The sequence below is a fragment of the Microbacterium halophytorum genome, assembly GCF_002970975.1.
Taxonomy (GTDB): Bacteria; Actinomycetota; Actinomycetes; order Actinomycetales; family Microbacteriaceae; genus Microbacterium; species Microbacterium halophytorum.
The window spans coordinates 69,363-94,577 of sequence record NZ_PNFA01000008.1 but is presented as its reverse complement, the minus strand read 5'-3'; the positions used below and the strand labels follow the sequence as shown (position 1 = coordinate 94,577).

Here is a 25,215-nt window from a genome sequence, read left to right as displayed (position 1 = left end):
CTAGTTCTGAGTCATTCGTAAAAGCGAACGACCCGCGAAACGCGTGTCGGCGTGTCGCCGCGCCGGCGCAGGAGCGGGGAGGGGCGAGACCGGCTCGGGCCCACTGCCCGGGTCAGAGGCGCCCGGTGCGCTTGAGCTCCAGGTAGCGGTCGGCGACCCGCGGCGGGAGGTCTTCGGGCGCGCCGGTCACGGGCGTCGCGCCCGATCGGAGGATGCCGGCCGACACGGCGGCGGCCGACGCGATCGCGGCCTCCGCGGCGGCTGCGCGGTAGAGCGCGTCGCTCGTGCCGCCCGAGGAAGCAGTCGCGCTCAGCTCGGTGTCGGTCGCCGTGCCGACGAGCACGGTCGTGCCGGCGCTGACCATGGAGCCGAGCGTGCCCAGGAAGCCGCGGGCGGCGTCCGGTGCCTCCTGCGCCGTGAGGACCACGAGCAGCGACGGCCGGGCATGGAGGGAGCGCGCCTGCGCGAAGGCGGCGTCCCAATCGGTGTCGATCAGCTGCGGCTCGACACCGGCGAGCGCATCGACGAGGGCGGGCAGGAGGGCGGGGCCGTCGACTCCTGTGACCCTGCCGCGCACGGCGCGGTCGAAGGCGACCAGGTGCACGTGGTCGCCCGCGCGCTGGGCGAGGGCGGCCAGGAGGAGGGCCGACTCGAACGCCGCGTCGAGGCGCGTGCCGTCGCCGACGCGCGTCGCGGCGGTGCGGCCCGAGTCGATCAGGATGACGACGTGCCTGTCCCGCTCGGGTCGCCACGTGCGCAGCATGGTCGTGCCGGCCCTGGCCGTCGCGCGCCAGTCGATCGAGCGCACGTCGTCGCCCCGCACGTACTCGCGCAGCGAATCGAACTCGGTACCGCGCCCGCGGACCTGGATGCTGGTGCTGCCGTCCAGTTCGCGCAGCAGCGCGACGCGGCTGGCGAGGTGCCGCCGCGCACGGAAGGGCGGCAGCACCCGGATCGATCCGGGCGCGGGGATCGTGCGCTGCCTGCCGCCGATGCCGAGCGGCCCCGCGACGCGCAGTGCGACGAACGCCGTGCGCAGCTCGCCCCGCCGGCGCGGGAGCAGCGGCACCCTGACGGTCCTCGACTCGCCGGGAGGCACGTCGATCCTGGAGCGGGCCGCCGGGGCGCCGGCGGTCGGCTGCCAGCCGTCGCGCACGGAGGCCCGGACGCGGCGGCCCGTCGGGTTGCCGAACCGGACGAGCGCAGTGGCGGGGTCGCCGAGCTTGACGCGCGCCGGCGCGCTGCGCGAGACGACGAGGCGCGCCGGATCGGCGGCGAGCAGGGCGTCGGCACAGGCGAGCGCGGCGCAGAGCAGCACCCACAGCCCCGCCGTCAGCCACGGGTTCGCCCCCGCCGTGGTGAGCAGCAGGACGGGGGCGACGCCGACGGCGACGACGAGGGGGGCGCGGGCGGTCAGGAACACGGCGGCCCTACACGGGAACGCGGGTCTGCTGCAGCACCGAGTTCAGCACGGCGTCGACCTGCACGCCTTCGATCTCGGCGTCGGGCCGCAGCACGACGCGGTGCCGCCAGACGGGCACGATCATCGCCTGCACGTGGTCGGGGGTGACGGCGGGGTAGCCGTTCAGCCACGCCCACGCCTTCGCCGCCGCGAGCAGGCCCGTGGCCGCGCGGGGGCTCGCGCCGACCTGCACCGATGGGCTCTGGCGCGTGGCCCGCGCGAGGTCGACGACGTAGGCGAGCACGTCGTCCGTGACCGAGACGCGGTCGGCCTCGCGCTGGGCGGCGAGGATCTCCTCCGCCGTGACGACCGATTCCACGCCGTCGAGCTCACGCGGCCGGAAGCCGTCGGCATGGCGGCGGAGCACCGCGATCTCCGCGTCGCGCTGGGGCATGTCGATGACCAGTTTGATCAGGAACCGGTCGAGTTGCGCCTCGGGCAGCGTGTACGTGCCCTCGTGCTCGATCGGGTTCTGCGTCGCGCAGACGAGGAACGGGTCGGGCAGCTCTCGGGTGACGCCGTCGGCCGAGACCTGGCGCTCCTCCATCGCTTCGAGCAGGGCCGACTGCGTCTTCGGCGGCGTGCGGTTGATCTCGTCGGCGAGCAGCACGTGGGTGAAGACGGGGCCCTCGCGGAACTCGAACTCGCCGGAGCGGGCGTCGTAGATGAGCGAGCCCGAGACGTCGCCGGGCATCAGGTCGGGCGTGAACTGCACGCGCTTGGTGTCGAGCCCGAGCGCGCGGCTGAACGCCCGCACGAGCAGGGTCTTCGCGACGCCGGGCACGCCCTCGAGCAGGACGTGCCCGCGCGCGAGGAGCGCGATGAGCAGGCCGGTGACCGCGCCGCCCTGCCCGACGACGGCCTTGCCGACCTCGTCGCGCACGCGCGCGATCGCGCGCTGCGCCTCGCCGGGGGCGGCGGGCGGCGTCTGCGCCTCTGGTTCGGCCGGCGCCGGGGCCTGCGGCGCCGTGCCCGGGTCCGCGGGGCGCGGGGGGATGTCGCTCATGGCGTCTTCCTCTCTGTCGTCACTGCGGCATCGACGGCCGCCTCGAGGTCTCGGATGCTCGCCCCGAATGCGGCGAGATCTTGGTCGGTGGCAGGGTCGGACAGCAGCACGGCGGCGACGTCGGCGCGCCGGGCGCCGAGCCGTGCGGCGGCCGCGTCCGCGACGTCTTCGAGCGGGGCGGCGTCGCTCAGCCCGAGCCGCTTCGCCATCCGGCGGACCGCTCCCCGGCGCAGCAGCCCGGCGGCGTGGCGGGCGTCACCGGAGCGCTGGTACAGGCGCGCGCGCCCCTCGAGCGTCTCGCTGCCGCGGACGGTGACGGGCAGCGTCTCTGCCACGAGCGGCCCGAACCGGCGACCCCTCCACACCCCGGCGGCCACCGCGGCGAAGGCGAGGAGGACGATCGCGGGCGACACCCAGCGCGGCGTCAGCTCGCCGAGCGTCGGCGGCGCCGCATTCGGGTCGGCGTCGCCGGCGCTCGGCACGTACCAGGTGACGGTGTCGCCGGCCAGGAGCCCCATGGCGAGGGAGGCGTTGCCGCCGGATGCGAGGTTCGCGTTGTCGAACAGCGCTGTGCCGTCGATGAGCACGGCGTCGGCTCCCGCGACGGTTCCGGCGAGCAGGCCGAAGCCGTCGCCCGAGGGGTAGCACGCGCGCTCCGCCGTGCCGGGCCGCCACACCTCTCCCGGCGCGATCGGTCCGGCGGTCCGCGCCTGACCGACCGCGCAGCGCGGGGAGGACGGGCCATCGCCGACTCCGGCGTAGAGGGTGTCGCCGTCGCCGAACGCGACGCGCGCATCGCGCGCACCCGGATCGAGCAGCACGGTGCGGCCGGCCGAGCCGATCAGGTCGGCGAGGGCCTCGTCGCTGAGCGGGGCGGTGTCGGTGACGGCGAGCACGTCGGCGCCGACGGCGTCGTCGAGAGAGCGCACGATGTCGACCTCCGCGCCCGAACCGCGCAGGATCTCGGCGAGGGCCATGCCCCCCTCGGGTCCGGGGTGCTCGGGATCGAGCGGCCCCTTGTCGCGCCACTCGTCCGTCGGCACGAGCGCCAGCGCGATCCCGGCGATCACGAGGGCGGCGATGATCGCTGTCCACGCGAGCGCCCGCCGCCGGCGATGAGGCGCCAGCACCTTTGGGCCGGGCGCGGGCGACTCGGCGGCGGTCACGGCGCGGCTCCGAACGCTGGGGCGAGCATGGCGGGGCGCGCCCCGGCGACGTCGTCGTCGGCGCGCGCGACATCCGAGTACATCGCGGCGGTGCCCGGCCGGCGCAGGTAGCGGACGTCGTCGAAGTGCGAGGCGCCGGTCCGCACCACCGCCGCCTGCTGCGGGAAGAACTCCGCGGCGATCTCGGCCATGCCGTGCGCCGTGAGGCCGGGAACGGGGTCGAGGACGTCCCGCTCCTCGAGGGCTCGCGCGAGGGCGCGGAAGCGGTCGGCGATCGCCTGCTCCCACCGGCCTGCGGCGGCGTGCGCCTCGGCGTCGCGGCGCAGCTCGGCGGCCGGCCGCACGTCGTCCTCTCCGAACAGCAGGGCCGAAGCCGAGCGCTGTCGGTGCGCGAGCTTCGGGCGCCCCCAGACGACCAGGCCGACCGCGATCAGGGCCGCGAGACCGCAGAGCACGAGCACGACGACGATCGGGCTCCAGGCCTCGCCGACGCCGCGCAGCACCAGGGAGTCGAAGAAGTCGCTGATCGCGAGCGCGATCCGGTCGAGGAAGCTCGGCTGCGCCTCGTCGTACACGCGCCGCGACAGCTCGTCCTCGGCGAGCCGCCTGGCCTCGTCGGGGCCCGGCTGATCGGGGAGGGCGAAGGGCGCGATCAGGGGGAGGGTCACGTCTCGGGGTTCTCCCGGTCGCGGGGCGCGTACGGCGGAACGGGGCCCGGATGCGGCGGTGCCGCGGGGGCGCTGGGAGGCGCGTACGGCAGCGGCGCGCCGGGGGCGGCATACGGCTGCGCCGCGGGAGCGCCGCCCGGCGCCGGCTGCTGCCACGCCGCGGGCGCGCCCATGGGCGGGTGAGTGGGAGCCTGCCACGGCGCGGGTGCGCCCGCGGGCGGCTGAGCCTGCGCCGCGGGCGGGTAGCCGGGAGCGGGGGCGTAGCCGGTGCCGGACGCGTAACCGGGGTGCGCGGGGCCCGGTGCCGGGTAGCCGGAGTATCCGTACGCCGGGCGTTCCGGGGCGACGTCGTTCTCGTCGTACGCGTACGGGTCGGCGAGCGCCGTCGAGCCCGCGTCGCGCGCCTCGACGTAGCGCTGCATCTTCATGTCGATGCCCTCGCGGCGCATCCGGAGGTCGAGGTAGACGAGCGCCTGCGACGTGGCGAGGACGACGGCCGTGACGCACTGCACGAGGAACGCGACGATCAGCGAGAGGCCGTACGTCACGACGAGGGCGACGCCGGCCTGGGCGAGCGGGTCGCCCGTCGGCGCGAACACGAGGCCGAGGAGGCTCCCGAGCAGCGTGAACGGGACGCTCACGATCGAGCTGGCGGTGCCCAGGATGAGCGCGAGGAGCGCGTAGACGCCGAACGTCGGCCAGAAGCGGCCGCGCGTGAGCCGCCAGGAGCGGCCGATCGCGCGGAACACCCCCGCGCGTTCGAGCACGATCGCCGGGGTGACGACGTAGAGCTTGGTGTAGACGAAGAAGTAGAGCGCGACGGTGGCCAGGAAGCCGAGGATCGCGAGCGCGACGCCCAACCCGATCGGCACACCGGCGACCGTGAGGCCGACGACCACCCCGACGATCACGACGATCAGCGCGATCATCGCGGCGCCGATCAGCAGCGTGTAGCCGATGAGGGCCCAGATGCGCCCCTTCACCCGGCCCCAGATGCGGCCGAGCGTCGCCTTCTCGCCGAGCGCGGAGTGCGCGACGTCTCCGACGACGACGGCCTGCACGATCACCGAGAGCGCCGCGACGAGGATGCTCAGCACGACCGCCCCGAGCCCCGTGATGAGCGCAGATCCGGCCTCGATCTCGTCGTACGCCTGCGTGCCGTACTCGAGCGTGTCGAGGCGCGAGAACGACCAGTACGACAGGGCGCCGATGGCGAACGCCATGATGAGGACGGCCGCGAGCTGAAGCCCGATCGCGAAGCCCAGCAGCACCTTCGGGTTGCCGCGCAGAGCGCCGAACGACTTGCCCAGCACGGTGCCGAAGCCGAGCGGATGCAGCGGGATGAGCCCGCCGCGCGGGGCCGGCGTCCAAGATCCGGCGTTCGTCATGCGTCCCCCTCTTCGCGCCCCGCGCCGCGCGGTGCCGCCTGTGCCCATCGTTCCACAGATGCGGTCGGGCCGGCCCGTGCCGCGGCCGGTGCGCTGGCGCGCCGCCCGCCTCATCCGGATGTCGCGCTGTTCCGATAATCTGGGCAGATGACTGCGCGGATCCTGGTCGTTGACGATGACACCGCCCTCGCCGAGATGATCGGCATCGTGCTGCGCACAGAGGGCTTCGAACCGACGTTCTGCGCAGACGGCGATCAGGCGGTGGACGTCTGGCGCAGTGAGCGCCCCGACCTGGTGCTGCTCGACCTGATGCTCCCCGGCAAGGACGGCATCCAGATCTGCACCGAGATCCGGAGGGAGTCCGGCGTGCCCGTGATCATGCTCACGGCGCGCACCGACACGACCGACGTGGTCAACGGCCTCGAGGCGGGCGCCGACGACTACATCCAGAAGCCGTTCAACCCGAAGGAGCTCGTCGCGCGCATCCGCACCCGCCTGCGCACGGGCGCCGAACCGGCCGCCGCCGAGGTGCTCCGGGTCGGCGACCTCTTGATCGACGTCGCGGCGCACGAGGTCACGCGCGGCGACGAGGTCATCGCTCTGACGCCGCTAGAGTTCGAGCTGCTCGTCGCCCTCGCCTCGAAGCCGAACCAGGTGTTCTCGCGCGAGATGCTGCTCGAGCAGGTGTGGGGGTACCACTACAAGGCCGACACGCGACTCGTGAACGTGCACGTGCAGAGGCTGCGCGCGAAGGTCGAGCTCGACCCCGACGACCCGAAGATCGTGACGACGGTGCGCGGCGTCGGGTATCGTGCCGGCGCCGTCACCTCGTAGCATGCCGCCGACCGCACCCGTGAGCGCGCCGAGGCGCCGTGCGGCGCCGGTCCGACAGGCGCGCCGCGTCGCGCGGCTCTGGCGCAGATCACTGCGCTTCCGCACGACGGCGATCGCAGTGCTGACCACGGTCGTCGCGATCACCATTGCGTGCGTGTGGATGGCGGCGCAGATCCAGAGCGATCTGTTCGAGTCGCGCAGCGCGCAGGTCCAGGCCGACGCCGCGCGCGCCGTCCAGATCGCGCAGCAGGAGCTCGATGAATCGGAGGACGCGACCGAGGACACGGAAGCCGACGGTCTGCTGAAACGCGCGTACGACAGCCTCGTCGAGCAGTCGCGCACGTCGAACGTCGTCTACCAGCGGGTCGACACCTCGCCGTCGCAGATCGCGCCGCCCGACGGCGGCGCGCGCGGCCTGCCGGAGCTGATCAGCGACGGCCTCCGCGAACGCGTCACGACCTCGACGCAGCAGTGGTGGCAGTCGGTCGAACTGCGCGACGAGGACAACATCGTCGTGCCCGGCATCGTCGTGGGGCAGCAGCTCAACGTGCCTGGCGTCGGGGCGTACGCCGTGTACTTCGGGTACGACCTCGTCGACTCGAACGAGACGCTGGGGTTCGTGCAGCGCACACTGTGGATCGCCGGCGTGCTGCTCGTCGTCATCGTCGGCCTCATCACATGGCTCGTCCTCCGCTCCGTCGCCGACCCCATCATCGAGGTCGCGACGACGAGCCGCCAGATCGCCGATGGCGACCTCGGCGTGCGCATCAGGGTCGACGGCGAGGACGAGCTCGCGGCGCTCGGGACGTCGTTCAACCAGATGGCGGACAGCCTGGAGCGCCAGATCCGGGAGCTCGCCGAGCTCTCACTCGTGCAACAGCGCTTCGTGTCGGATGTCTCGCACGAGCTCCGCACGCCGCTGACGACCATCCGGCTCGCGGCGGAGATGATCAACGACCAGCGGGACGGACTCGACCCGGCGACGGCGCGCGCCGCCGAGCTCCTGCACACCCAGGTCGCGCGCTTCGAGGAGCTGCTGGGCGACCTGCTCGAGATCAGCCGCTACGACGCGGGTTCGGTCCAACTGGAGCACGAACAGGTAGCGCTCGCCGCGCTGACGCAGGACGTCGTCGATTCGATGCGCCAGCTCGCGGAGCAGCACGGCACGGAGCTGATCCTCTCGACGCCCGGCGGTCATACGCCGGTCGGCATGGACCCGCGCCGCGTGCGCCGCGTGCTGCGCAACCTCGTCGGCAACGCCATCGAGCACGGCGAGGGCCGGCCGATCGAGATCGTGGTGGACAGCAGCGAGAGCGCCGTCGCCGTCGGCGTGCGCGACCGCGGCGTCGGGATGAGCGACGAGGACAGTAAGCGCGCGTTCGACCGGTTCTGGCGCGCCGACCCCTCGCGCAAGCGCTCGATCGGCGGCAGCGGCCTCGGCCTCGCGATCGCGCTCGGCGACGCGACGCTGCACGGCGGAACCCTCGAGGTCTGGTCGCGGCTCGGGCAGGGGACGAACTTCGTCCTGACGCTGCCCCGCACGCAGGGCGCCCCGCTCGGTGCGACGGGGCCCGTGCCGCTCGAACCGGCGGACGCGGATCGGGAGGCGGCATCATGAGGCGGGTCAAGAAGGGCGGCGCGGTGCGCGGCTTCCGAAGGATCGCGACGGCCGCGCTGGCGATCGTCGCGGCGTCCGCGCTCGCCGCGTGCGCCGGCCTGCCGACATCCGGGCCCGTGAACCCCGGCGTCCCGGCCGACGAGGTGCCGGATGCGCCCTTCCTGTACTACCCGGGCGGACCGGTCGAGGGCGCGTCGCCCGAGCAGATCCTGAACGGCTTCCTCGAGGCGGCGACGAGCCCGGCGAGCGACTGGGCGACGGCGCGCGAGTTCCTGACGCCGGACTTCGCACCGGACTGGGAGCCCGAAGCCCACGTCACGGTCGACGTTCCGAACTCGCGCGTCGTCGACGCGGAGCGGCTCGAGGAGGAGGGCATCGTCGAGGCGACGCTCGAGCCCGTCGCCACAGTCGATGAGCGCGGCGTGTACCGCACGAGCGACGCCGCCCAGGCGGAGCTCGCGTTCGAGATGGAGCAGCAGGCCGACGGCGAGTGGCGCATCTCGCGGGCCCCCGCGGGCATCGTGCTCGACCGAGACGTGTTCGAGGACGTCTACCACGACTACTCTCTGTACTACTTCGACCCGACCTGGACCTACCTGGTGCCCGACGTCCGGTGGTTCCCGACGCAATCAAGCGAGACTCGCATATCGGACGAGTTGCTACGCGGGGCGAGCGAGTACGTCTCAGCGGCGGCATTGACGGCGTTCCCACAGGGCACCCAGCTCGCTCCTGGTGGCGTAGTTTTCGACAACGAGCGCATCGCCAATGTGACGCTCACGCAAGAGGCAACGTCTGCCAACGCTGACGAACGCAGCCGAATGCGGGCGCAGTTGCTGGCGAGTCTTGCGAGTCTCGGGGCGCAGGACGTGCATATGCACGCAGGCGACATCGACCTTAGCGCCGAGACGCTTGAGCCTGCCTCGACGCGTCCCGACGCGCGCGCTCTGGTTGTCGGTGACACAGGCTACGACGCCGGCTTCGGTTTCCTCGATTCAGGAGGGGCGATCGACCGGATTTCGAGCCTCGCGTCTGCGGCGGGCGACACGACATCGATTTCGATGTCGGCCGATAGAACGGCGCTGGTGGTGCAGGATACAGCTGGGGTCGTATGGCGCCGCACGGATGACGGCGGCGACGTCCTTGACGCGCGCGACGGTCTGGTCGAGCCGACGATCGATCCGCAGGGCTTTTCGTGGAGCGTGCCGGGTGACGAACCGCAGGAGCTCGCCGCATATACGCAGGAGTACGAACCGGTTGAGATCCCTGGGGGAATCCCCGACGCCGACCGTGTGTTTGGCGTTCAGGCCTCGCCAGACGGCACGCGTCTTGCGGCGCTCGTCGCCACGGAGCGGGGGAATCGTGCGGTCGTACTTCCGATCGTCCGTGAGACTGACGGCATGCCCGTCGGACTCGGTGAGCCTGTGAGCGTCACGCCGCTGACGGGCAGGGGCATCGACATCGCGTGGCTCGATTCGTCGACGCTGGGCATCGTCTCCGAGGATGAGGCGGGCATTGTAATTGTGCAGCAGCGGGTGGGGGGACCAGCGACGTACCTGTCGAGCGAGGCGAACATTGTGTCGATCGCTGCGGGCTCGCAGTCGACGATCGCGCGCTTGTTAAGCGAGAATGGCACGTTGTTTATCCGCCGCGGATCGACCTGGCAGCCGGCGGCGACCGGGATCGAGGTCCTTGCGACGCAGCTCGGCGCCCCACGTTCGTAGCTTTGCCGCTACCCTGCGGTGTTGCCCAAAGCCATAGGGCGTGTCTACTAACTGGTCGAGCCAGGCGATTACGCCGTTGCGGACGATCGCAGCCCGATACACGATCGCGAGTTTGTCGTAGCGGGTGGCGGGGCCTCGCCATTGCTTGAGACGGCAATAGCGGTGCTCGATCATATTGCGGCCACGATACTTCGTGGCATCGAACTCCGGTGGGCGCCCGCCACGGGATCCGCGTAGCTTGCGGTGCCCCTGGTGGTCACGCGGCTCGGGGATGACCGCCTCGATACCGTGCCTGCGCAATTGCGTCCTGATCGCGCGAAATGAACTGGCCTTGTCTCCGAGCGCCGCGTCAGGTCGTGTTCTGCGGCCGCTGCAGAGCTGTTCCAGCAACGGGACGAAAACAGGCGAGTCGCCGTCCTGTCCCGCGGTCTAGATCGTCACCAACGGCAGACCCCGGCTGTTGACGAGCTGATGCGTTTTCGTCGATAAGCCGACACGAGAGGGGCCGATCGCGTGGTCCGGCGGCTCGATCAGCAGGTTCGTGTAGTTCGACGGACCCCTTCTTTGCGCGACTGACGTTTGCCGCATGCTGATCTGCGCGAGCGATCGTGGAGTCCACCGAAACGTCCCATGCGATCAGTCCCTCCTGGTTGTCCTGCTCGTGGAGTCGCTCCTGGACGAGGAGGCCTCGGGTGCCGTCATCGGCGATGGGCCCATGTCGCTGCCACACGGCCTGCCACGGCCCGAAAGCCTCGGGCAGATCACGCCACGCGATCCCGCACCGATACCGGTAGATGATCGCCTCGACCATCAAGCGCGCATCCGCGAACGGGCGTCCCTTCTTTCCCGTCGGACCGGGCATGAGATCCGAGATCAGCGCCCACTGATCATCCACGAGAAGCTGAGATCGTGACATGACATCAACGATCCTAGGCCGACCCTGAAACATATAACAGAAACGCCTCAGGTCATCGCTCGCAAATGGGTTGCGCGTTACCGGTCCGAGGGACGACTGGGATGCGGCGCCGATCGAGTAAGCGCCACCGTATCCCGCACAAGACGCCCGAGCAGGTGACGAAGCGGATCATCTCGTTGCGTTGGCGGCTCGGGCTCCGCCCGGCGAAGACCGTTGGTAGGCTCGAGCTGACTGCTTCAACCGTTCACGCCGTATTGACGCGCTGCGAGGTGAACCGATTGTCGCATACTGGCTCGCTCACCGGCGAACGGCTGATGCGTTGCGAGCATCCCTATCCAGGATCGCTGGTCCATTTCGACGTGACGAAGTTCGGTAGGATACCAGACGACAGCGGCTGGCGCTTCATCGATAAGCAACACGGCGGTCGGACCCGTGAGGCCACAGCGAGACGGGCGGGCAAGCGTTGCGCATGCTACGGGCCGAATGTTGCCACCGGGTACGTCCATACCGTCGTCGATGATAACTCCCGCTTCGCCTACACCGAGATCTGATGTGATGAGAAGGCTGTCACCGCGATCGGCGTCGTCGAACGTGCTGTCGCTTGGTTCGCTAAGCGCGGCGTCACCGTCGAACGCGTCCTCTCCGACAACGGTTCCACATACGAGTCGTTTGCCTGGCGTAATGCCTGCGCCAGGCTCGGCATCGCGCACAAGCGGACGCTCCCGTATCGGCCGCAGGCGAACTGGCCTGTATCCGTAGCCGACGAACGGGAAGATCGAACGGTTCCGCCGAACGCTCGCGGACGGTTGCCCCTATGCCCGGTTCGATGCGCCATAGACAGAACGACGCGCAACACTATCGGGATGAGTGCACTTCTACAGTTGTCTCAAGCTCCACTCGCCGGTCAGCGGCTCACCGGCCACCCGATCATCATACCTACGGGACTTCGGGTTAGAAATACGCGACGGACAGGCAGACCAAAGACGCCAGAGAATATCAACATATGGTTAAACAGTTCGAATGTCTACGTGCTACACATACTGTGCGACGTCGTCTGTCGTTCGTCCGAGAACATCGCGTGAATCGCGCACGCGGCGTGGTCCGCTGGAAGGTCTCATAGAAAAACTGACACATCGGTCATGCAATATGCAATTGAGGCGATGGCTTATGCCACGTGCCGATGTACACCTCGTGCGAATCCCGGAGGCATCTCAATTGCGATTGTAGCCAAAGGTCCAATTGCAATGGATGTTCTTCGTGGTTCCAACTTTTCGCAGACACGCGTGAAGTTTGACAGCGGCGCCTTCAGGGATATCGATTACTTTCTTGACCTTCGGACCGCTCGAATAGATCGTGGGAAGTTTGTGCCAGATTAACGAAGTCACGGGGCGGTACTCAATCCAGCCCACGGCCTTGTGGCCATCGATATCAATGTCGTCGATGGTATACTTGTCGCCGTACGCGATGAAGGTGGCGATGCCGCCATACGGTCTGTTGTCGGTAGTTATTGCGTCCGGAACAACATCGTAGGCGGCCGACGCCGGTGCGGAAAACAACATGATTCCCAAGCCAGTAGCAAGTGCTGCGGCGGCGATCCTTGTACGAGTTTTCATAGGACATGATGTTACATGCTCCACGCAGTTGACTCTCTGTCCCGAGACGTGAAAAATTGTCTCTTCGCAGAAGAGGGTGTGGGTGCAGCGCGTGGGGTCCCCGAGGGGGGCAGTTTTTACACGTCCGTCTGACGGAAGACCTCGACGTTGGCCCACCTTACATTCAGCGTGCCCGATTCGACCGCGTTCTGCGATTTCGATGACCTCGGCCTGGTCGTCGTGGGGCGGTGCTGCGCCCCGGAGCAGACGGTGCTGGGGTGTCGGGTCGCTGAGCCGGACTCGTGGTGCCGGCGATGCCGGGCCAAGGGGGCGCCGCGCGACGCGGTGATGCGCCGCGCGGCGCGTGTCCCGTTCGGGCATCGGCCCACCACGCAGCTGGTGCGGGTCCGTCGTTACGAGTTCACGTGTTGCGGGCGGGTCTGCGGCAGGTCACCACAGCGGCGGCGGGGCCCGGGATGAAGCTGTCTCGAGGAGGGACTGGCTGGTCGAGCCCACGATCGACCCGCAGGGCTTCCCGTGGAGCGTGCCCGGCGACGATCCTGCAGCCCTCGTCGCCTACACCCAGGACTACGAGCCGATCGAGATCGCGGGCGGAATCCCGGATGCGGAGCGCGTGTTCTCGATGCAGGTCTCGCCCGACGGCACGCGCCTGGCGGCGCTCGTCGCGACGGCACAGGGGAACAGGGCCGTCGTCCTGCCGATCATCCGGGCCTCCGACGGCACTCCGGACGAGCTCGGCGAACCGGTGAGCGTGACGCAGCTGACGGGCGGCGGGATCGACATCGCGTGGCTCGACTCGGCGACGCTCGGGATCGTCGCCGAGGACGAGGCGGGCATCGTGATCGTGCAGCAGCGCGTCGGCGGCCCGGCGACGTACCTCTCGAGCGAGTCGAGCATCGTCGCGATCGCGGCCGGCTCGCAGTCGACGATCGCGCGACTGCTCAGCGAGAACGGCACGCTCTTCATCCGCCGCGGCTCGACCTGGCAGCCGGCGGCGACGGGGATCGACGTGCTCGCCACCCAGCTCGGCGCCCCCCGCTCGTAGCCCCGGCCCCGCCCCGCGGCCCCGACCGCCGCGGTCGCAGACGACGCGCTCTCCCGGCCGTCGACGGCGCGGATTCTGCGACCGCGACGGGATTCGGGGAGCGGGGGCCGCGCGAGCCGCGCAAGCTGGGGGAGTGGAACCGGTGCGCGCGAGCCTCGTCGAGGCGGCCTCGCTGCTGCTCCCCGTCGCGTGCCCCGGGTGCGGGGAGCTGGGGGAGCCGCTCTGCCGCGCGTGCGGAAGCGCGCTCGCACCCGCGCCAGCGGCGCGCACGCTGCGCTCCGGGCTCGTCGTGCACTCCGCGCTGCGCTTCGAGGGGGTGCCGGCCGGCGTCCTGCGCGAGCTGAAGAGGGGGCGCACCGACCTCGCCCGCGCGTTGGCCCCTGCGATGAGGGCGGCGCTCTCCGCGGCGGTGCGCGACGCGGAGCGGGCCGTGTTCGTGCCGGTGCCGACGACGAGGCGATCGATGCGCTCGCGCGGCTACCGGGTGCCCGAGCTGCTCGCGCGCCGGGCCGGCGCGCCGACCGTGCGCCTGCTCCGGCCGGCGTTCGCGGTGAGCGATCAGCGCGCGCTGGGCCGCGACGAGCGCATCCGGAACGCCGAGGGGTCCATGCGCGCCATCAGGGCGGGCCAGGGGGTCGCCCCCGTCGTGGTCGTCGACGACGTCGTGACAACGGGAGCGACCTGCGACGAAGCGGCACGGGCGCTGCGGGCGGCCGGCTACGAGGTGCTCGGTGCGGCGGTCGCGGCGGCGACGCCCCGGCGGGCCGACCCGAGGGCCGAATCGACCACAGAGTGACCCCACACTATCGACTCCGCGACCGACGCGGAACCCCGAAACGCGGGCCTATCCGCGGCGGGCGAACGCGTGGGAAACACGGCGCAATCGGCTAGTGACAGGAGGGCGAATGCGGGGCTATGTTTTGTGGAACGCGACGCCAGGTCGCCCGAGTAAGGGTCGGCGGATGCGCCGACCGGATGGGAGACACCAATGGACATCGACATCACGGGAGTCGGCGTGAGCATCAGCGACCGCTTCCGCAGCGTGGTCGAGGACAAGGCAGAACGGGTCGAGAACATCGCCCCGCGCGCTCAGTCCCTCGGCGTCAAGGTCACGCATCGCCTGCACCGCAACCGCGTGGAGGAGGAGACGGTCGAGCTCACCCTCGAGGGGAAAGGGCCGCTCGTCCGGGCGGAGGCCCGCGACGGCGACAAGTTCGCCGCCTTCGAGATGGCGATCGACAAGCTGATCGAACAGGTGCGCAGGGCCAAGGACAAGAGGGTCCGCGGCCGGATGCACCCCAAGCACGCGCACTTCGAGAAGGGCACCGGCTCGCTCGAGGGCATCGACGTGCAGCCGGCGCCGGCCGACGTCATCCACGCGGTCGCCACCGGCACGATCCCGGTCGCCGAGGGCGCGGAGGAGGAGCCCTACTCGCCCGTCGTGATCCGCACCAAGGAGTTCCAGCCCGAATGGATGAGCGTCGAGGACGCCGTCGACCGGATGGAGCTCGTCGGCCACGACTTCTTCCTGTTCATCGATTCGCGAACCGACCACCCGAGCGTCGTATACCGCCGGCGCGGATGGGACTACGGCGTCATCAGCCTGACGACCCAGGCCCAGCCGCAGGCCGTCGCCGCATAGCCGACCGCCGACGCACCGAGGCCCCGATGGAGCACTCCATCGGGGCCTCGGCCGCGCCGCGCGCGATCAGTCGAACATGTCGCCGATGAGCCCGCCGAGGAGCAGGCCGCCGACGGCAGGGCCCAGGATGCCGCCTCCCATGCCGCCCATGCCGCCGCGGCCGCCGCCCATGCCCCAGTCGTCGTTGTCCCAGCCGCCGCCGCGGCGCTCGGCGTCGATGTCCTTCTGGGCGAGCTGCAGGGCCTCGTTCGCGAGCTGCCCAGCGCGCCTGGCCATCGACTGCGCCTCGCGGCGCGTGTCCTCGCTCGCGATGCGCTGCTCGGCGTCGATGCGCAGCCGCTCGGCCTCGGCGAGGCGCGTACGGGCGTCGGCGCCGATGTGGCCGCGGTGCCCGCCGATCACGCTGCGGGCCACGCCGATGGCTCGGTCGGCGGCGTCGAGCTCGTGGCGCACGTGGTCGACGCTCGGCACGGGGTTCGCCGCGCGGTCGCGCGCCTTGTCGATCGCCGCGTCGAGGGCGGCGTTGGCTTCGCTGACGCGCGCGAGGTCGTCGAAGGGATCGGTCGACGCGCCGGCGCCCGGCAGCTCGGCGAGCGCCCGTTCGAGGTCGGCGATCGCCGCGGTCACCTCGGGGGTCTGCTGAGCGCGCCGCGCCTCGACGATGTCGCCGCGCGAGTCGGCCACGACGTCCGCGATGGTCGACTGCGCCCGCATCGCCTCGATCTCGAAGTCCTCGACGCCGTCGAGGATGCTCTTCGCGCGCCGGACGGACTCCGTCGCGGTCTCGACCGCGACGAGCGAGTCGGCGGTGCGGCCGTCGTCGCGTCGCCGCTCGGCGACCCCGGCCGACCGGATGGCGAAGTCGAGGAGCTGCTCCGCCTCATCCGGGTTCGACGACACTCGCTGCATCGCGGCGGCGCTGTAGCGGCCCGTGAGGCGGTCGACGACCTCGCGGGCCTGGGGGATGCGGGCGCGCAGATCCTCGGCCTCGCGCCGCACGCCGTCGATGATCTGCGGCGCGCGGCGGACCTTCTCGACCTTCTCCTTGAGCGCCTCCGTGCGCTCGTCGAGCACGTTCTCCGCCCACTCGCACAGCTGCACGATCCGCGCGTTGCGCGTGCGCAGCTCCTCGGCCGTGTCGGGGATGTCGTCGTGGTTGAGCTGGTGCAGCTGGAACGCCTCGCCCATGTGCGTGCGCACGGCGTCGAGGCCCTCGCGGATGCCCTTGGTCGCCTCGTCTCCGAGCTCGGCCTGCGCGAACGCGACCTCATCGGACGTCGACCGGATGCGCTCGTCGGTCGCGACCAGGGCGACGCGCGCGCGGCGGGCGAGATCGGCGTCCTCGGCCGTCTGCTGGCCGTCCTCGCCCCGGTTGTCGATCGCACTGCGCAGCCGCTTGCCCCAGAAACCCATAGGGGAATCCTACGGACGTTCTCTATGGCCGGGGTGCGTGTGCGCGGACCGGCCGCCCGCGCTTCGGCCGCTCGCTCGAGAGCTCGAGCGCCATCGCATGGTCGGGGTGCGCCGACAGCCGTCGTTCGGCGTGATCGAGCCAGCGCTCCTCGGCCTCGGCCGCGAACAGCACGGAGTCGGTGACGAGCGATCGGGCCAGCTCCTCGGGGCCGCCCTGGTCCGCCGCGGCGTGCGCCGCGCGCCGCAGCTCGCGCAATCGCTCCGACGTCGCCCGGCGCTGCGTCCGGATGACGGCGGCGACGTCGACGCCCGGCAGTGTCGCCGCGAGGGACAGCTTGACCGCCAGCTCGTCGCGGGTCCCGGCCGCCCGTTCGACGGGGGCGCCGAGCCAGCCGCTCACCTCGGCCGAGCCCGCGTCGGTGATCCGCCAGAACACGTGACCGTTCTCGTCCGCGTCGTCGCGCTCGACGAGTCCGTCGCGCTCGAGGCGCTCGAGTGTGTTGTAGATCTGCCCGACGTTCAGCGGCCACGTCGACCCCGTGCGGCGGTCGAACTCCGCCCGCAGCTGGTAGCCGTAGCAGGGGCCCTGGTCGAGGATCGCCAACAGGCTCAGCTTCACCGACATCGTGTCTCCTCCGCGCTCATCCGGAATCCATTTCCCGGAAAGCATGTGCCGAGTATATGCATACCGGGAAAGCAGGCCGCAAGCGCGCGCTGCGATCCGGATGATGCTGTGCCGCCCCATAGTCACGGGCGGATAACATGGCAGGGTATGTCCGCACCGGGCAGGTGCGGGACGAGCAGAACCCGGCGGCGGCGCAGTGCGCGGCGGCCGATGAGGAGAAGACACGTGGCCAACCCCTTCGACAAGCTCCTTCGTGCCGGCGAAGGGCGTGTCCGCCGCAAGCTGAACCAGATCGTCAAGGCCGTGAACGCCCTCGAAGAGGACTACGAGGCCCTCAGCGACGAGGACCTCCGCGGTGAGACGGTGGAGCTCCGTGCCCGATACGACAAGGGCGAGACGCTCGATCAGCTGCTGCCCGAGGCCTTCGCCGCCGTGCGCGAGGCCGCGAAGCGCACGCTCGGCATGCGTCCCTACGACGTGCAGGTCATGGGCGGCGCCGCGCTGCACCTCGGCAACATCGCCGAGATGAAGACCGGTGAGGGCAAGACGCTCGTCGCGACCCTGCCGGCGTACCTGAATGCGATCGCCGGCCGCGGCGTGCACGTCATCACCGTGAACGACTACCTCGCCTCGTACCAGGCCGATCTGATGGGTCGCGTCTACCGCGCCCTCGGCATGACGACCGGCACGATCGTCTCCGGACAGAAGCCCGCGGAGCGCCGCGAGCAGTACGCGGCCGACATCACGTACGGCACGAACAACGAGTTCGGCTTCGACTACCTGCGCGACAACATGGCGTGGCGCAAGGAGGACATCGTTCAGCGCGATCACTTCTTCGTGATCGTCGACGAGGTCGACTCGATCCTGATCGACGAGGCGCGCACGCCGCTGATCATCTCGGGCCCGTCGTCGGGCGAGGCGAACCGATGGTTCGCCGAGTTCGCGAAGATCGCGAAGACGCTCGAGCCCGAGGTCGACTTCGAGGTCGACGAGAAGAAGCGCACGGTCGGGGTGCTCGAACCGGGCATCGAGAAGGTCGAGGACTACCTCGGCATCGACAACCTCTACGAGTCGGCCAACACGCCGCTGATCTCGTTCCTGAACAACTCGATCAAGGCGATGGCGCTGTTCAACCGCGACCAGGACTACGTCGTGATGAACGACGAGGTCATGATCGTCGACGAGCACACGGGGCGCATCCTCGCGGGCCGCCGCTACAGCGAGGGCATCCACCAGGCGATCGAGGCCAAGGAGGGCGTGCCGGTCAAGGCGGAGAACCAGACGCTCGCGACCGTCACGCTGCAGAACTACTTCCGCCTGTACGAGAAGCTCTCGGGCATGACGGGTACGGCCGAGACCGAGGCCGGCGAGTTCATGTCGACCTACAAGCTCGGCGTGGTGCCGATCCCGACGAACAAGCCGATGGTCCGCAAGGACCAGTCCGACCTCGTCTACGCGACGGAGGAGGGCAAGTTCAACCAGGTCGTCGACGACATCGCCGAGCGGCACGAGGCCGGCCAGCCCGTGCTCGTCGGCACCGTCAGCGTCGAGAAGAGCGAGCTGCTCTCGCGCCTGCTGCGCAAGAGGGGCATCAAGCACGAGGTGCTGAATGCGAAGAACCACGCGCGCGAGGCGGAGATCGTCGCGCGCGCCGGCCAGCTCGGCGCCGTCACGGTCGCCACCAACATGGCCGGCCGCGGTACCGACATCATGCTCGGCGGCAACGCCGAGTTCATGGCGGTGCAGCGGATGAAGGACGCGGGCCTCGACCCGAAGGAGACCCCCGAGGAGTACGAGGCCGCCTGGGACGGCGTCTTCGACGAGGTCAAGGCAGAGGTGAACGAGCAGGCGGACAAGGTCCGCGAGGTCGGCGGCCTCTACGTGCTCGGCACCGAGCGCCACGAGTCGCGCCGCATCGACAACCAGCTCCGCGGTCGTTCCGGCCGCCAGGGCGACCCCGGCGAGAGCCGCTTCTACCTGTCGCTGCAGGACGACCTGATGCGCAAGTTCCAGCGCGGCAGCGCCGACGCGCTCCTCGCTCGGGGGGTGCCGGAGGACGTGGCGATCGACTGGAAGATCGTGGGCCGCCTGATCAAGAGCGCGCAGGCGCAGATCGAGGGCCGGAACGCCGAGTCGCGCAAGAACGTCCTGAAGTACGACGACGTCCTGAACCGGCAGCGCGAGGCGATCTACGCCGACCGCAGGCACATCCTGGAGGGCGACGACATCGCCGACCGCATCGTGCACTTCCGCGAGGACGCCATCGGCAGTCTCATCGAGGCCCACACGGGTGTCGGCCACAGCGACGGCTGGGACTTCGACGCGCTCTGGACCGAGCTGAAGACGATGTACCCCGTCGGCGTCACGATCGACGAGGTCGTCGAGGAGGCCGCGACCCGCAAGGGCGGCATCACACAGGACGGCCTGAAGCGAGAGCTGTTCAGCGACGCCGCGATCGCATACGCCAAGCGCGAGGAGCAGCTCGGCGAGGCGGCCACGCGCGAGCTCGAGCGCCGCGTCGTGCTGCAGGTGCTCGACCGCCGCTGGCGCGACCACCTCTACGAGATGGACTACCTCAAGGACGGCATCGGCCTGCGCTCGATGGCCCAGCGCGACCCGCTGATCGAGTACCAGCGCGAGGGCTACCAGATGTTCCAGACGATGATGGAGCAGATCAAGGAGGAGTCGACCGGCTACCTCTTCAACCTCGAGGTCGAGGTGCGCCGCAAGGAGGGCGAGGGCGACGCCCAGCCCGAGGTCGAGGCGAAGGGCCTCGACCAGAGCGACGCCCCGCAACAGCTGGAGTACTCGGCGCCGACCGAGCAGGGCGAGGCAGAGGTCAGCGACGGGGCGGGCCACGCCCGCGCCGGCGGTTCGATTCGCCCGGAGCAGCAGGGCGCCTTCGGCGAGGCAGCGGACCGCACCGGGCAGCAGCAGGGCGGCGCCAATCGCGCCGCGCGCCGGAAGAAGAAGTAGCGCGCACGCGCCGCACGGCGGGCGGCTCCGGATGATCCGGGGCCGCCCGCCGTCGCATATGCGCCGACATCCGGATGCACGGGGCACGCCGGGTGCGCGCGTATCCTGGGTCGATGAGCAATCTGCGCACCCTGGATCAATCCTCGAAGCTGAAGAACGTGCTGTACGAGATCCGGGGCGCAGCGCTGGAGGCCGCGACGGCGCTGGAGGCCGACGGCCACAACATCCTGAAGCTCAACACCGGCAACCCGGCGATCTTCGGCTTCGACGCGCCGCACCAGATCGTGCGCGACATGATCGAGACGATCCCGCACGCCCACGGCTACAGCGACAGCCGAGGCATCCTCGGCGCCCGCCGCGCCATCGCGAGCCGGTACGAGAACGAAGAGGGCTTCCCCCAGGTCGACGTCGACGACGTGTACCTCGGCAACGGCGTCTCCGAGCTCATCACCATGACGATGCAGGCACTGCTCGACACGGGCGACGAGGTGCTCATCCCGAGCCCCGACTACCCGCTCTGGACGGCGATGACGAGCCTCGCCGGCGGCACGCCCGTGCACTACGTGTGCGACGAGCAGAACGGCTGGCAGCCCGACCTCGACGACATCCGGTCGAAGATCACGCCGAACACCAAGGCGATCGTGGTGATCAACCCGAACAACCCGACGGGCGCCGTGTACGGCAGGGAGGTGCTCGAGGGACTCGTGCAGATCGCGCGCGAGAACTCGCTGCTCGTGCTGAGCGACGAGATCTACGACCGCATCCTGTTCGACGACGCCGAGCACATCCCGACGGCGACGATCGCTCCCGACCTGCTGTGCCTGACGTTCAACGGCCTCTCGAAGACGTACCGCGTGGCGGGGTTCCGCTCCGGATGGCTCGTGATCACGGGCCCGCGCGAGCACGCGAAGGGCTTCCTCGAGGGCATCCAACTGCTGGCCTCGACGCGCCTGTGCGCGAACGTGCCGGCCCAGCACGGCGTCATCGCTGCGCTCACGGGCGCGCAGTCGATCGACGCGCTCATCGCGCCCGACGGCCGGCTGCACGAGCAGCGCGACGTCGCCTGGGAGGGCCTGAACGCGATCGACGGCGTGAGCTGCGTGCAGCCGAAGGGCGCCCTGTACGCGTTCCCGCGGCTCGACCCCGAGGTGCACGAGATCCACGACGACTCGAAGCTCGTCTACGACTTCCTCGTGGCAGAGCACGTCCTGCTCGTCCCGGGCACGGGCTTCAACTGGGCCACTCCCGACCACCTGCGCATCGTGACGCTGCCGGAGCCCCGCGTGATCGGCGAGGCGATCGAGCGCCTCGGCAACTTCCTCGCGAGCTACAAGCAGTAGGCGGTCGTGCTCATCGCGGCTGAGTCGCTTCCGAGCGGGTCGATTCGCGCTCGATGAGCGCCGCGGGGTGCACCACGATCCGGCGCTCCAGGGGCGCGGCGCCTTCTTCGAAGCGGGCCATCATCAGCTCGACGACGGAATCCGCCCTGGCGTCGTTGTCCGGGTCGACGGTGGTCAGCCGCGGCGTCGAGTACGCGCCCGCATCGACGTTGTCGAAGCCGATGACCTCCACGTCGTTCGGCACGCGCAGCCCGGCATCCGCCAGCGCTCGCAGCGCGCCGATGGCGGCGGCATCAGTGACGGCGAAGACCGCATCGAATCTGCCGCCGCGCGCGATCATCCGTTGCAGTCCCTCGAAGCCGCCGGCCTGATCGAAGCCGGATGAGACGACCAGACCGGGGTCCGCGCCGACGCCCGCAGCGGACAGAGCTTCGAGGTACCCACGGGTCCGCAGGCTGTGCATGCTCTCCTCGTGACTCGTCGTCCCGCCGAGAGCGACGATCCGGCGCGCCCCGTGGCGCAGCAGGAGCTGGGTCGCCGCCTTCGCACCGCCGACGTTGTCCATCAAGAGGTGATCGAAGCGGCTGGTCAGGGCGCGCTCTCCGACGAGCACGATGGGCTTCGTTGCCCTGACGCTCTCGAGGTGCACGGCGTCGCCGGTGGCCAGCGCCAGGACGAACCCATCGTAGGCATCGAGGTGGGACGAGGCGAGTGCATCGATCTCAGCGCTGACGACGCCGCCGGTGTGCTCGGTGACGAGCCGGATGCCGCGTTCCGCGAAGCGCAGGCTGAGCGCCTCCGCGAAGGCGCCGTAGTACTCCGAATCGAACTTCGGCAGCGCCAGGCCGACGGTTCCCGTCCGGCCTCGCCGCAGCGAGCGCGCCGACTGGTTCACGCGATAGCCGAGAGCGCTGATCGACGCCGCGACGCGGTCACGGGTGGCGGCGCTCACGCGTGACGAGCGGCCGTTCACCACGTTCGACACCGTCTGCACCGACACACCGGCGTGGGCAGCGACGTCCTGCATCGTCACGGTCGTGCCGTTCCTCGCCGCCATGCCCTCATCTTCCCATCCCCGGGGGCGTCTCTCCGCTCCGGCCCACGGCGTTCACGAACGATCTGTGCCTGCACCCTTGCCATCGCGTGAATGTTCCCGGTAACATCCAGGGGCGATCGGAAGTTTATCGATCAACCTCTCGCTGGACGCGGGCGTTGGTCGAGCCCCAGCCGCTCCCCGGAGCGAGCCCTTGCCGACCGGAATCGATCAAGGAGGATCTGTGTCCGTTCACCTGTTCCCGTGGATGCTGCTGCGCCGAGCGGCCGCGCTCGCCGCCGGCGTGGCGCTTCTCGTCGTCGCCGGCGTCGTCGCCGCGGCGCAGAGCGCACAGGCCGCCGTCGGCTGGGAGCCCGAGCCGTCGTACACGACCACGGACAACGGCGACGGCACGTACTCGGTGCCGCTGCTGAACGCCGATGTCCCGGATGTGAGCGTCGAGCGGGTCCCCGCAGCGGAGAGCGACGAGGGCCGCGACGTGTACTACATGATCAGCACCACGATGCAGCTCAGCCCCGGCGCCCCGATCATGAAGTCGTACGACCTCGTCAATTGGGAGATCGTGAACTACGTGTTCGATCGGCTGAGCGCCGGCGACGAGTTCTCCCTGCGCGACGGCGAGAGCTCCTATGGTCGCGGACAGTGGGCGTCGTCCCTTCGGTATCACGACGGCACGTACTACGTGGTCGTGAACACCCTGAATCTCGGCGGCGCGTTCGTCTATACGACGGAGGACATCGAGGACGGGGCTTGGACCCGCACGGCTCTCGGCCGAAGCCTGCACGACCCTTCGCTGTTCTTCGACGAGAAGAACGGCGGAACGCCGTATGTGTTCTACGGCGGCGTGAGCGCCGTGCGGCTCAACGCCGACCTGACCGCGATCGAGCAGGACTACCCGGATGTCATCCGGCGCAGCGACTATGCGGACGAGCCCTACGTCGGCAGTGGCGGGCTGTTCGAAGGGGCCCAGGTGTTCGCGATCAACGGCCAGTACTACGTCGCCATGATCACGTGGCCGAGCAGTGGGCGGCAGGTCGCGCTGTTCCGTTCCGACGAACTGCTCGGCCGGCTCGCCGACGACCCCGCGCCGTACGAATCGCGCGGCGTGCTGAACTCGAACGGCTTCGCACAGGGCAGCCTCGTGCCCGTGGCGGACGGCGCCGGCGGGGACGATTGGCACGGGTTCTTCTTCCGCGACACCTTCCCGCAGGGGCGCATCCCGGCACTGATCCCGGCGACGTGGGAGGACGGCTGGCCCACTTTCGGCGACGCGGGGACGGTTCCGGTCAAGGGGAGCTTCGCCAAGCCCATCCGGCTCTCGGAGGCACAGGAGCGCTTCGAGCGGCAGAAGAGCATCGTCGCCTCCGATGACTTCGACAATGATGCCCCGCGCAGGGCGTACCAGGACGAGCAGTGGGATGCGGCCGGGGAAGGTGCCCACCCGGACGAGGTGGCCTGGAACGGCTCGAACCTCGACCCCGCGTGGCAGTGGAACCACGCGCCGGACAATCGCTACTGGTCGCTGACCGACCGCGACGGGTGGCTCCGCCTCACCGCGGGCAGTGTCGTCACCGGCGAGTACGAGCATCGCTCCGGCGACGACATGACGTGGCTCGAGGAAGCACGCAACACGCTTTCGCAGCGCACGTTCGGGCCGCGGCAGTCCGTCGAGGCGAAGCTCGACGTGTCCGGAATGCACGACGGTGACGTCGCCGGCCTCGCCGCCTACAACCGGGACTTCTCCTACGTCGGCGTCAAACGGGTGGCCGGCGAGTACACGGTAGGCGTCGTGCACAGGGGGCAGCCGTTCTCGGCGTCGATCGATCATGCCGCCGTCGAGAGCTTCCTACCGGGCCGGGCGGCGCCCCTCGGAGACGCGACCGAGGTGCACCTCAAGGCCGATCTCGACTTCGCCTCGGTGCCTGGTCAGCTGCACACCGCGTTCTCCTACAGCCTCGACGGCCGGGAATGGCACCAGCTCGGTGACGCCGTGGGGCCGCTGCACCTCGACGGCAGCCTGACCCATTTCATGGGGCACCGCGTCGGCCTGTTCGACTACGCGACGCAGAGCGCCGGTGGGCATGTCGACGTCGACCACTTCCTGCTCAGCGACACGCTCGCATCCCAGGGAGAGCCGCTCGACGCGGGCGAGCTCGACGCGGCCATCGCCCACGCGGCAACGCTCGACGAGGCCGACTATCCACCGGCGGCGTGGTCCGACATGCAAGGCGCATTGGCGAAGGCCGAGGTCGCGGCGACCGCCGGTTTCGGCACGCAGAACCAGATCGACGCGCCGGCGCGCGCGCTGAACTACCAGCTCGCACGCCTCGGGGCTCTCGCCGAATCTGCTGCGATGCCAGAGGTCTCGCTGGAAGCCGGCACGCGGTGCGTCGCGGGCAGGGTCGTCATCGTCGCCAGGCTCGCCAACGACTCCGACGTTCCCGTTACCGTCGCGCTCGGGACGGCGTCCGGGAGCGCATCGCTGGGCGAGCTCGCGCCCGGCGAGGGAGCGGCTCGCACGTTCAGCACCCGCAGCGCCGACGTCACTGGCGGAACCGTGACCGCTGAGCTCACGGCGTCCGTTGGCAGCGCACCCGTCTCCTGGCAGGCCGAGGCCGCCTACGGCGAGCGCAGCTGCGCATGACCTGAGCGGGCGGGCCGCGTGGGGTGAGCCCGCCCGCTCAGCGCCTCGGCCCGACGACCGTCGGGCGGGGCATCGCACACCGCG

18 protein-coding genes and 2 pseudogenes are annotated in these 25,215 nt (G+C 70.3%); 10 read left to right on the top strand and 10 right to left on the bottom strand.

Annotated elements, in window-relative coordinates; genetic code table 11:
- Positions 1-112: 112 nt before the first annotated feature.
- Genes C0010_RS09805 through C0010_RS09785 form a run of 5 tightly spaced genes read right to left on the bottom strand, consistent with a single transcriptional unit; the run spans position 113 to position 5,690 of the window.
- The gene (locus C0010_RS09805; RefSeq protein ID WP_105566896.1) at positions 113-1,423 is read right to left on the bottom strand and encodes a DUF58 domain-containing protein; all 1,311 of its coding nucleotides are present in this window, start codon (positions 1,421-1,423) and stop codon (positions 113-115) included.
- Between the two features lie 7 nt (positions 1,424-1,430).
- Positions 1,431-2,468, bottom strand: coding sequence for an AAA family ATPase (locus C0010_RS09800; RefSeq protein WP_105566895.1), 1,038 nt, complete (start codon positions 2,466-2,468; stop codon positions 1,431-1,433).
- Positions 2,465-3,634, bottom strand: coding sequence for a DUF4350 domain-containing protein (locus C0010_RS09795; RefSeq protein ID WP_232531895.1), 1,170 nt, complete (start codon positions 3,632-3,634; stop codon positions 2,465-2,467). The genes C0010_RS09800 and C0010_RS09795 overlap by 4 nt, the downstream gene beginning before the upstream one ends.
- The gene (locus C0010_RS09790; protein ID WP_105566894.1) at positions 3,631-4,302 is read right to left on the bottom strand and encodes a DUF4129 domain-containing protein; all 672 of its coding nucleotides are present in this window, start codon (positions 4,300-4,302) and stop codon (positions 3,631-3,633) included. The genes C0010_RS09795 and C0010_RS09790 overlap by 4 nt, the downstream gene beginning before the upstream one ends.
- Positions 4,299-5,690 (bottom strand): glycerophosphoryl diester phosphodiesterase membrane domain-containing protein, encoded by a 1,392-nt coding sequence (locus tag C0010_RS09785; protein WP_158685425.1) that lies wholly within the window; start codon positions 5,688-5,690, stop codon positions 4,299-4,301. The genes C0010_RS09790 and C0010_RS09785 overlap by 4 nt, the downstream gene beginning before the upstream one ends.
- Positions 5,691-5,837: 147 nt before the next feature.
- Between C0010_RS09785 and mtrA the strand changes: the two genes are divergently transcribed.
- The 3 genes from mtrA to C0010_RS09770 are packed head-to-tail and all read left to right on the top strand — an operon-like array spanning position 5,838 to position 9,863.
- A complete protein-coding gene (gene mtrA, locus C0010_RS09780) occupies positions 5,838-6,524 on the top strand; it encodes an MtrAB system response regulator MtrA (protein WP_105566892.1) in 687 nt (228 codons plus the stop codon).
- Between the two features lies 1 nt (position 6,525).
- Positions 6,526-8,142 carry an MtrAB system histidine kinase MtrB gene (gene mtrB / locus C0010_RS09775; protein ID WP_105566891.1) on the top strand — a complete coding sequence of 539 codons (1,617 nt, stop codon included), beginning with the start codon at positions 6,526-6,528 and terminating at the stop codon, positions 8,140-8,142.
- Positions 8,139-9,863, top strand: a complete 1,725-nt coding sequence (locus C0010_RS09770; protein ID WP_105566890.1) for an LpqB family beta-propeller domain-containing protein — start codon at positions 8,139-8,141, stop codon at positions 9,861-9,863. The genes mtrB and C0010_RS09770 overlap by 4 nt, the downstream gene beginning before the upstream one ends.
- A gap of 36 nt (positions 9,864-9,899) precedes the next feature.
- Here the strand turns inward: C0010_RS09770 and C0010_RS09765 are convergent.
- A pseudogene (locus C0010_RS09765) lies at positions 9,900-10,779 on the bottom strand (IS5 family transposase); the annotation flags it as partial.
- Positions 10,780-10,830: 51 nt separating this feature from the next.
- Here C0010_RS09765 and C0010_RS15270 point away from each other — a divergent pair.
- A pseudogene (locus C0010_RS15270) lies at positions 10,831-11,603 on the top strand (DDE-type integrase/transposase/recombinase); the annotation flags it as partial.
- 387 nt (positions 11,604-11,990) lie between these two features.
- Here C0010_RS15270 and C0010_RS14960 read toward each other — a convergent pair.
- Entirely contained in the window at positions 11,991-12,392 is a 402-nt protein-coding gene (locus C0010_RS14960; RefSeq protein WP_158685421.1) for a hypothetical protein, read from the bottom strand.
- 343 nt (positions 12,393-12,735) lie between these two features.
- Here C0010_RS14960 and C0010_RS09755 point away from each other — a divergent pair, with 343 nt between their 5' ends.
- The 3 genes from C0010_RS09755 (at position 12,736) to hpf (ending at position 15,079) form a co-directional block, all read left to right on the top strand.
- The gene (locus C0010_RS09755) at positions 12,736-13,437 is read left to right on the top strand and encodes an LpqB family beta-propeller domain-containing protein (protein WP_105566889.1); all 702 of its coding nucleotides are present in this window, start codon (positions 12,736-12,738) and stop codon (positions 13,435-13,437) included.
- Positions 13,438-13,570: 133 nt separating this feature from the next.
- Positions 13,571-14,233 (top strand): ComF family protein, encoded by a 663-nt coding sequence (locus tag C0010_RS09750; RefSeq protein WP_105566888.1) that lies wholly within the window; start codon positions 13,571-13,573, stop codon positions 14,231-14,233.
- 192 nt (positions 14,234-14,425) lie between these two features.
- On the top strand, positions 14,426-15,079 hold the full coding sequence (gene hpf / locus C0010_RS09745; RefSeq protein ID WP_105566887.1) for a ribosome hibernation-promoting factor, HPF/YfiA family: 654 nt from the start codon (positions 14,426-14,428) through the stop codon (positions 15,077-15,079).
- A 66-nt stretch (positions 15,080-15,145) separates the two neighbouring features.
- Here hpf and C0010_RS09740 read toward each other — a convergent pair whose 3' ends face one another.
- Together C0010_RS09740 and C0010_RS09735 are read right to left on the bottom strand one after the other, a co-directional pair.
- Positions 15,146-16,492, bottom strand: coding sequence for a hypothetical protein (locus C0010_RS09740; RefSeq protein ID WP_105566886.1), 1,347 nt, complete (start codon positions 16,490-16,492; stop codon positions 15,146-15,148).
- A 22-nt stretch (positions 16,493-16,514) separates the two neighbouring features.
- A complete protein-coding gene (locus C0010_RS09735; protein WP_105566885.1) occupies positions 16,515-17,117 on the bottom strand; it encodes a PadR family transcriptional regulator in 603 nt (200 codons plus the stop codon).
- A 225-nt stretch (positions 17,118-17,342) separates the two neighbouring features.
- Between C0010_RS09735 and secA the strand changes: the two genes are divergently transcribed.
- Together secA and C0010_RS09725 are read left to right on the top strand one after the other, a co-directional pair.
- Positions 17,343-20,093, top strand: a complete 2,751-nt coding sequence (gene secA, locus C0010_RS09730; RefSeq protein ID WP_105566884.1) for a preprotein translocase subunit SecA — start codon at positions 17,343-17,345, stop codon at positions 20,091-20,093.
- A 113-nt stretch (positions 20,094-20,206) separates the two neighbouring features.
- On the top strand, positions 20,207-21,433 hold the full coding sequence (locus C0010_RS09725) for a pyridoxal phosphate-dependent aminotransferase (RefSeq protein ID WP_105566883.1): 1,227 nt from the start codon (positions 20,207-20,209) through the stop codon (positions 21,431-21,433).
- A gap of 10 nt (positions 21,434-21,443) precedes the next feature.
- On the opposite strand, the gene C0010_RS09720 is transcribed toward C0010_RS09725, so the two are convergent.
- Positions 21,444-22,490 (bottom strand): LacI family DNA-binding transcriptional regulator, encoded by a 1,047-nt coding sequence (locus tag C0010_RS09720; protein ID WP_105566882.1) that lies wholly within the window; start codon positions 22,488-22,490, stop codon positions 21,444-21,446.
- Between the two features lie 220 nt (positions 22,491-22,710).
- Between C0010_RS09720 and C0010_RS09715 the strand changes: the two genes are divergently transcribed.
- Positions 22,711-25,131 carry a glycoside hydrolase family 43 protein gene (locus C0010_RS09715; RefSeq protein WP_232531893.1) on the top strand — a complete coding sequence of 807 codons (2,421 nt, stop codon included), beginning with the start codon at positions 22,711-22,713 and terminating at the stop codon, positions 25,129-25,131.
- Positions 25,132-25,215: the final 84 nt, after the last annotated feature.

Coding starts and splice junctions, on each gene's coding strand:
- C0010_RS09800 (WP_105566895.1), bottom strand. CDS start 2,468: ATGAGCGACATCCCCCCGCGCCCCGCGGACCCGGGCACGGCGCCGCAG.
- C0010_RS09785 (WP_158685425.1), bottom strand. CDS start 5,690: ATGACGAACGCCGGATCTTGGACGCCGGCCCCGCGCGGCGGGCTCATC.
- mtrA (WP_105566892.1), top strand. CDS start 5,838: ATGACTGCGCGGATCCTGGTCGTTGACGATGACACCGCCCTCGCCGAG.
- mtrB (WP_105566891.1), top strand. CDS start 6,526: ATGCCGCCGACCGCACCCGTGAGCGCGCCGAGGCGCCGTGCGGCGCCG.
- C0010_RS09770 (WP_105566890.1), top strand. CDS start 8,139: ATGAGGCGGGTCAAGAAGGGCGGCGCGGTGCGCGGCTTCCGAAGGATC.
- C0010_RS14960 (WP_158685421.1), bottom strand. CDS start 12,392: ATGAAAACTCGTACAAGGATCGCCGCCGCAGCACTTGCTACTGGCTTG.
- hpf (WP_105566887.1), top strand. CDS start 14,426: ATGGACATCGACATCACGGGAGTCGGCGTGAGCATCAGCGACCGCTTC.
- C0010_RS09740 (WP_105566886.1), bottom strand. CDS start 16,492: ATGGGTTTCTGGGGCAAGCGGCTGCGCAGTGCGATCGACAACCGGGGC.
- C0010_RS09735 (WP_105566885.1), bottom strand. CDS start 17,117: ATGTCGGTGAAGCTGAGCCTGTTGGCGATCCTCGACCAGGGCCCCTGC.
- C0010_RS09725 (WP_105566883.1), top strand. CDS start 20,207: ATGAGCAATCTGCGCACCCTGGATCAATCCTCGAAGCTGAAGAACGTG.
- C0010_RS09720 (WP_105566882.1), bottom strand. CDS start 22,490: ATGGCGGCGAGGAACGGCACGACCGTGACGATGCAGGACGTCGCTGCC.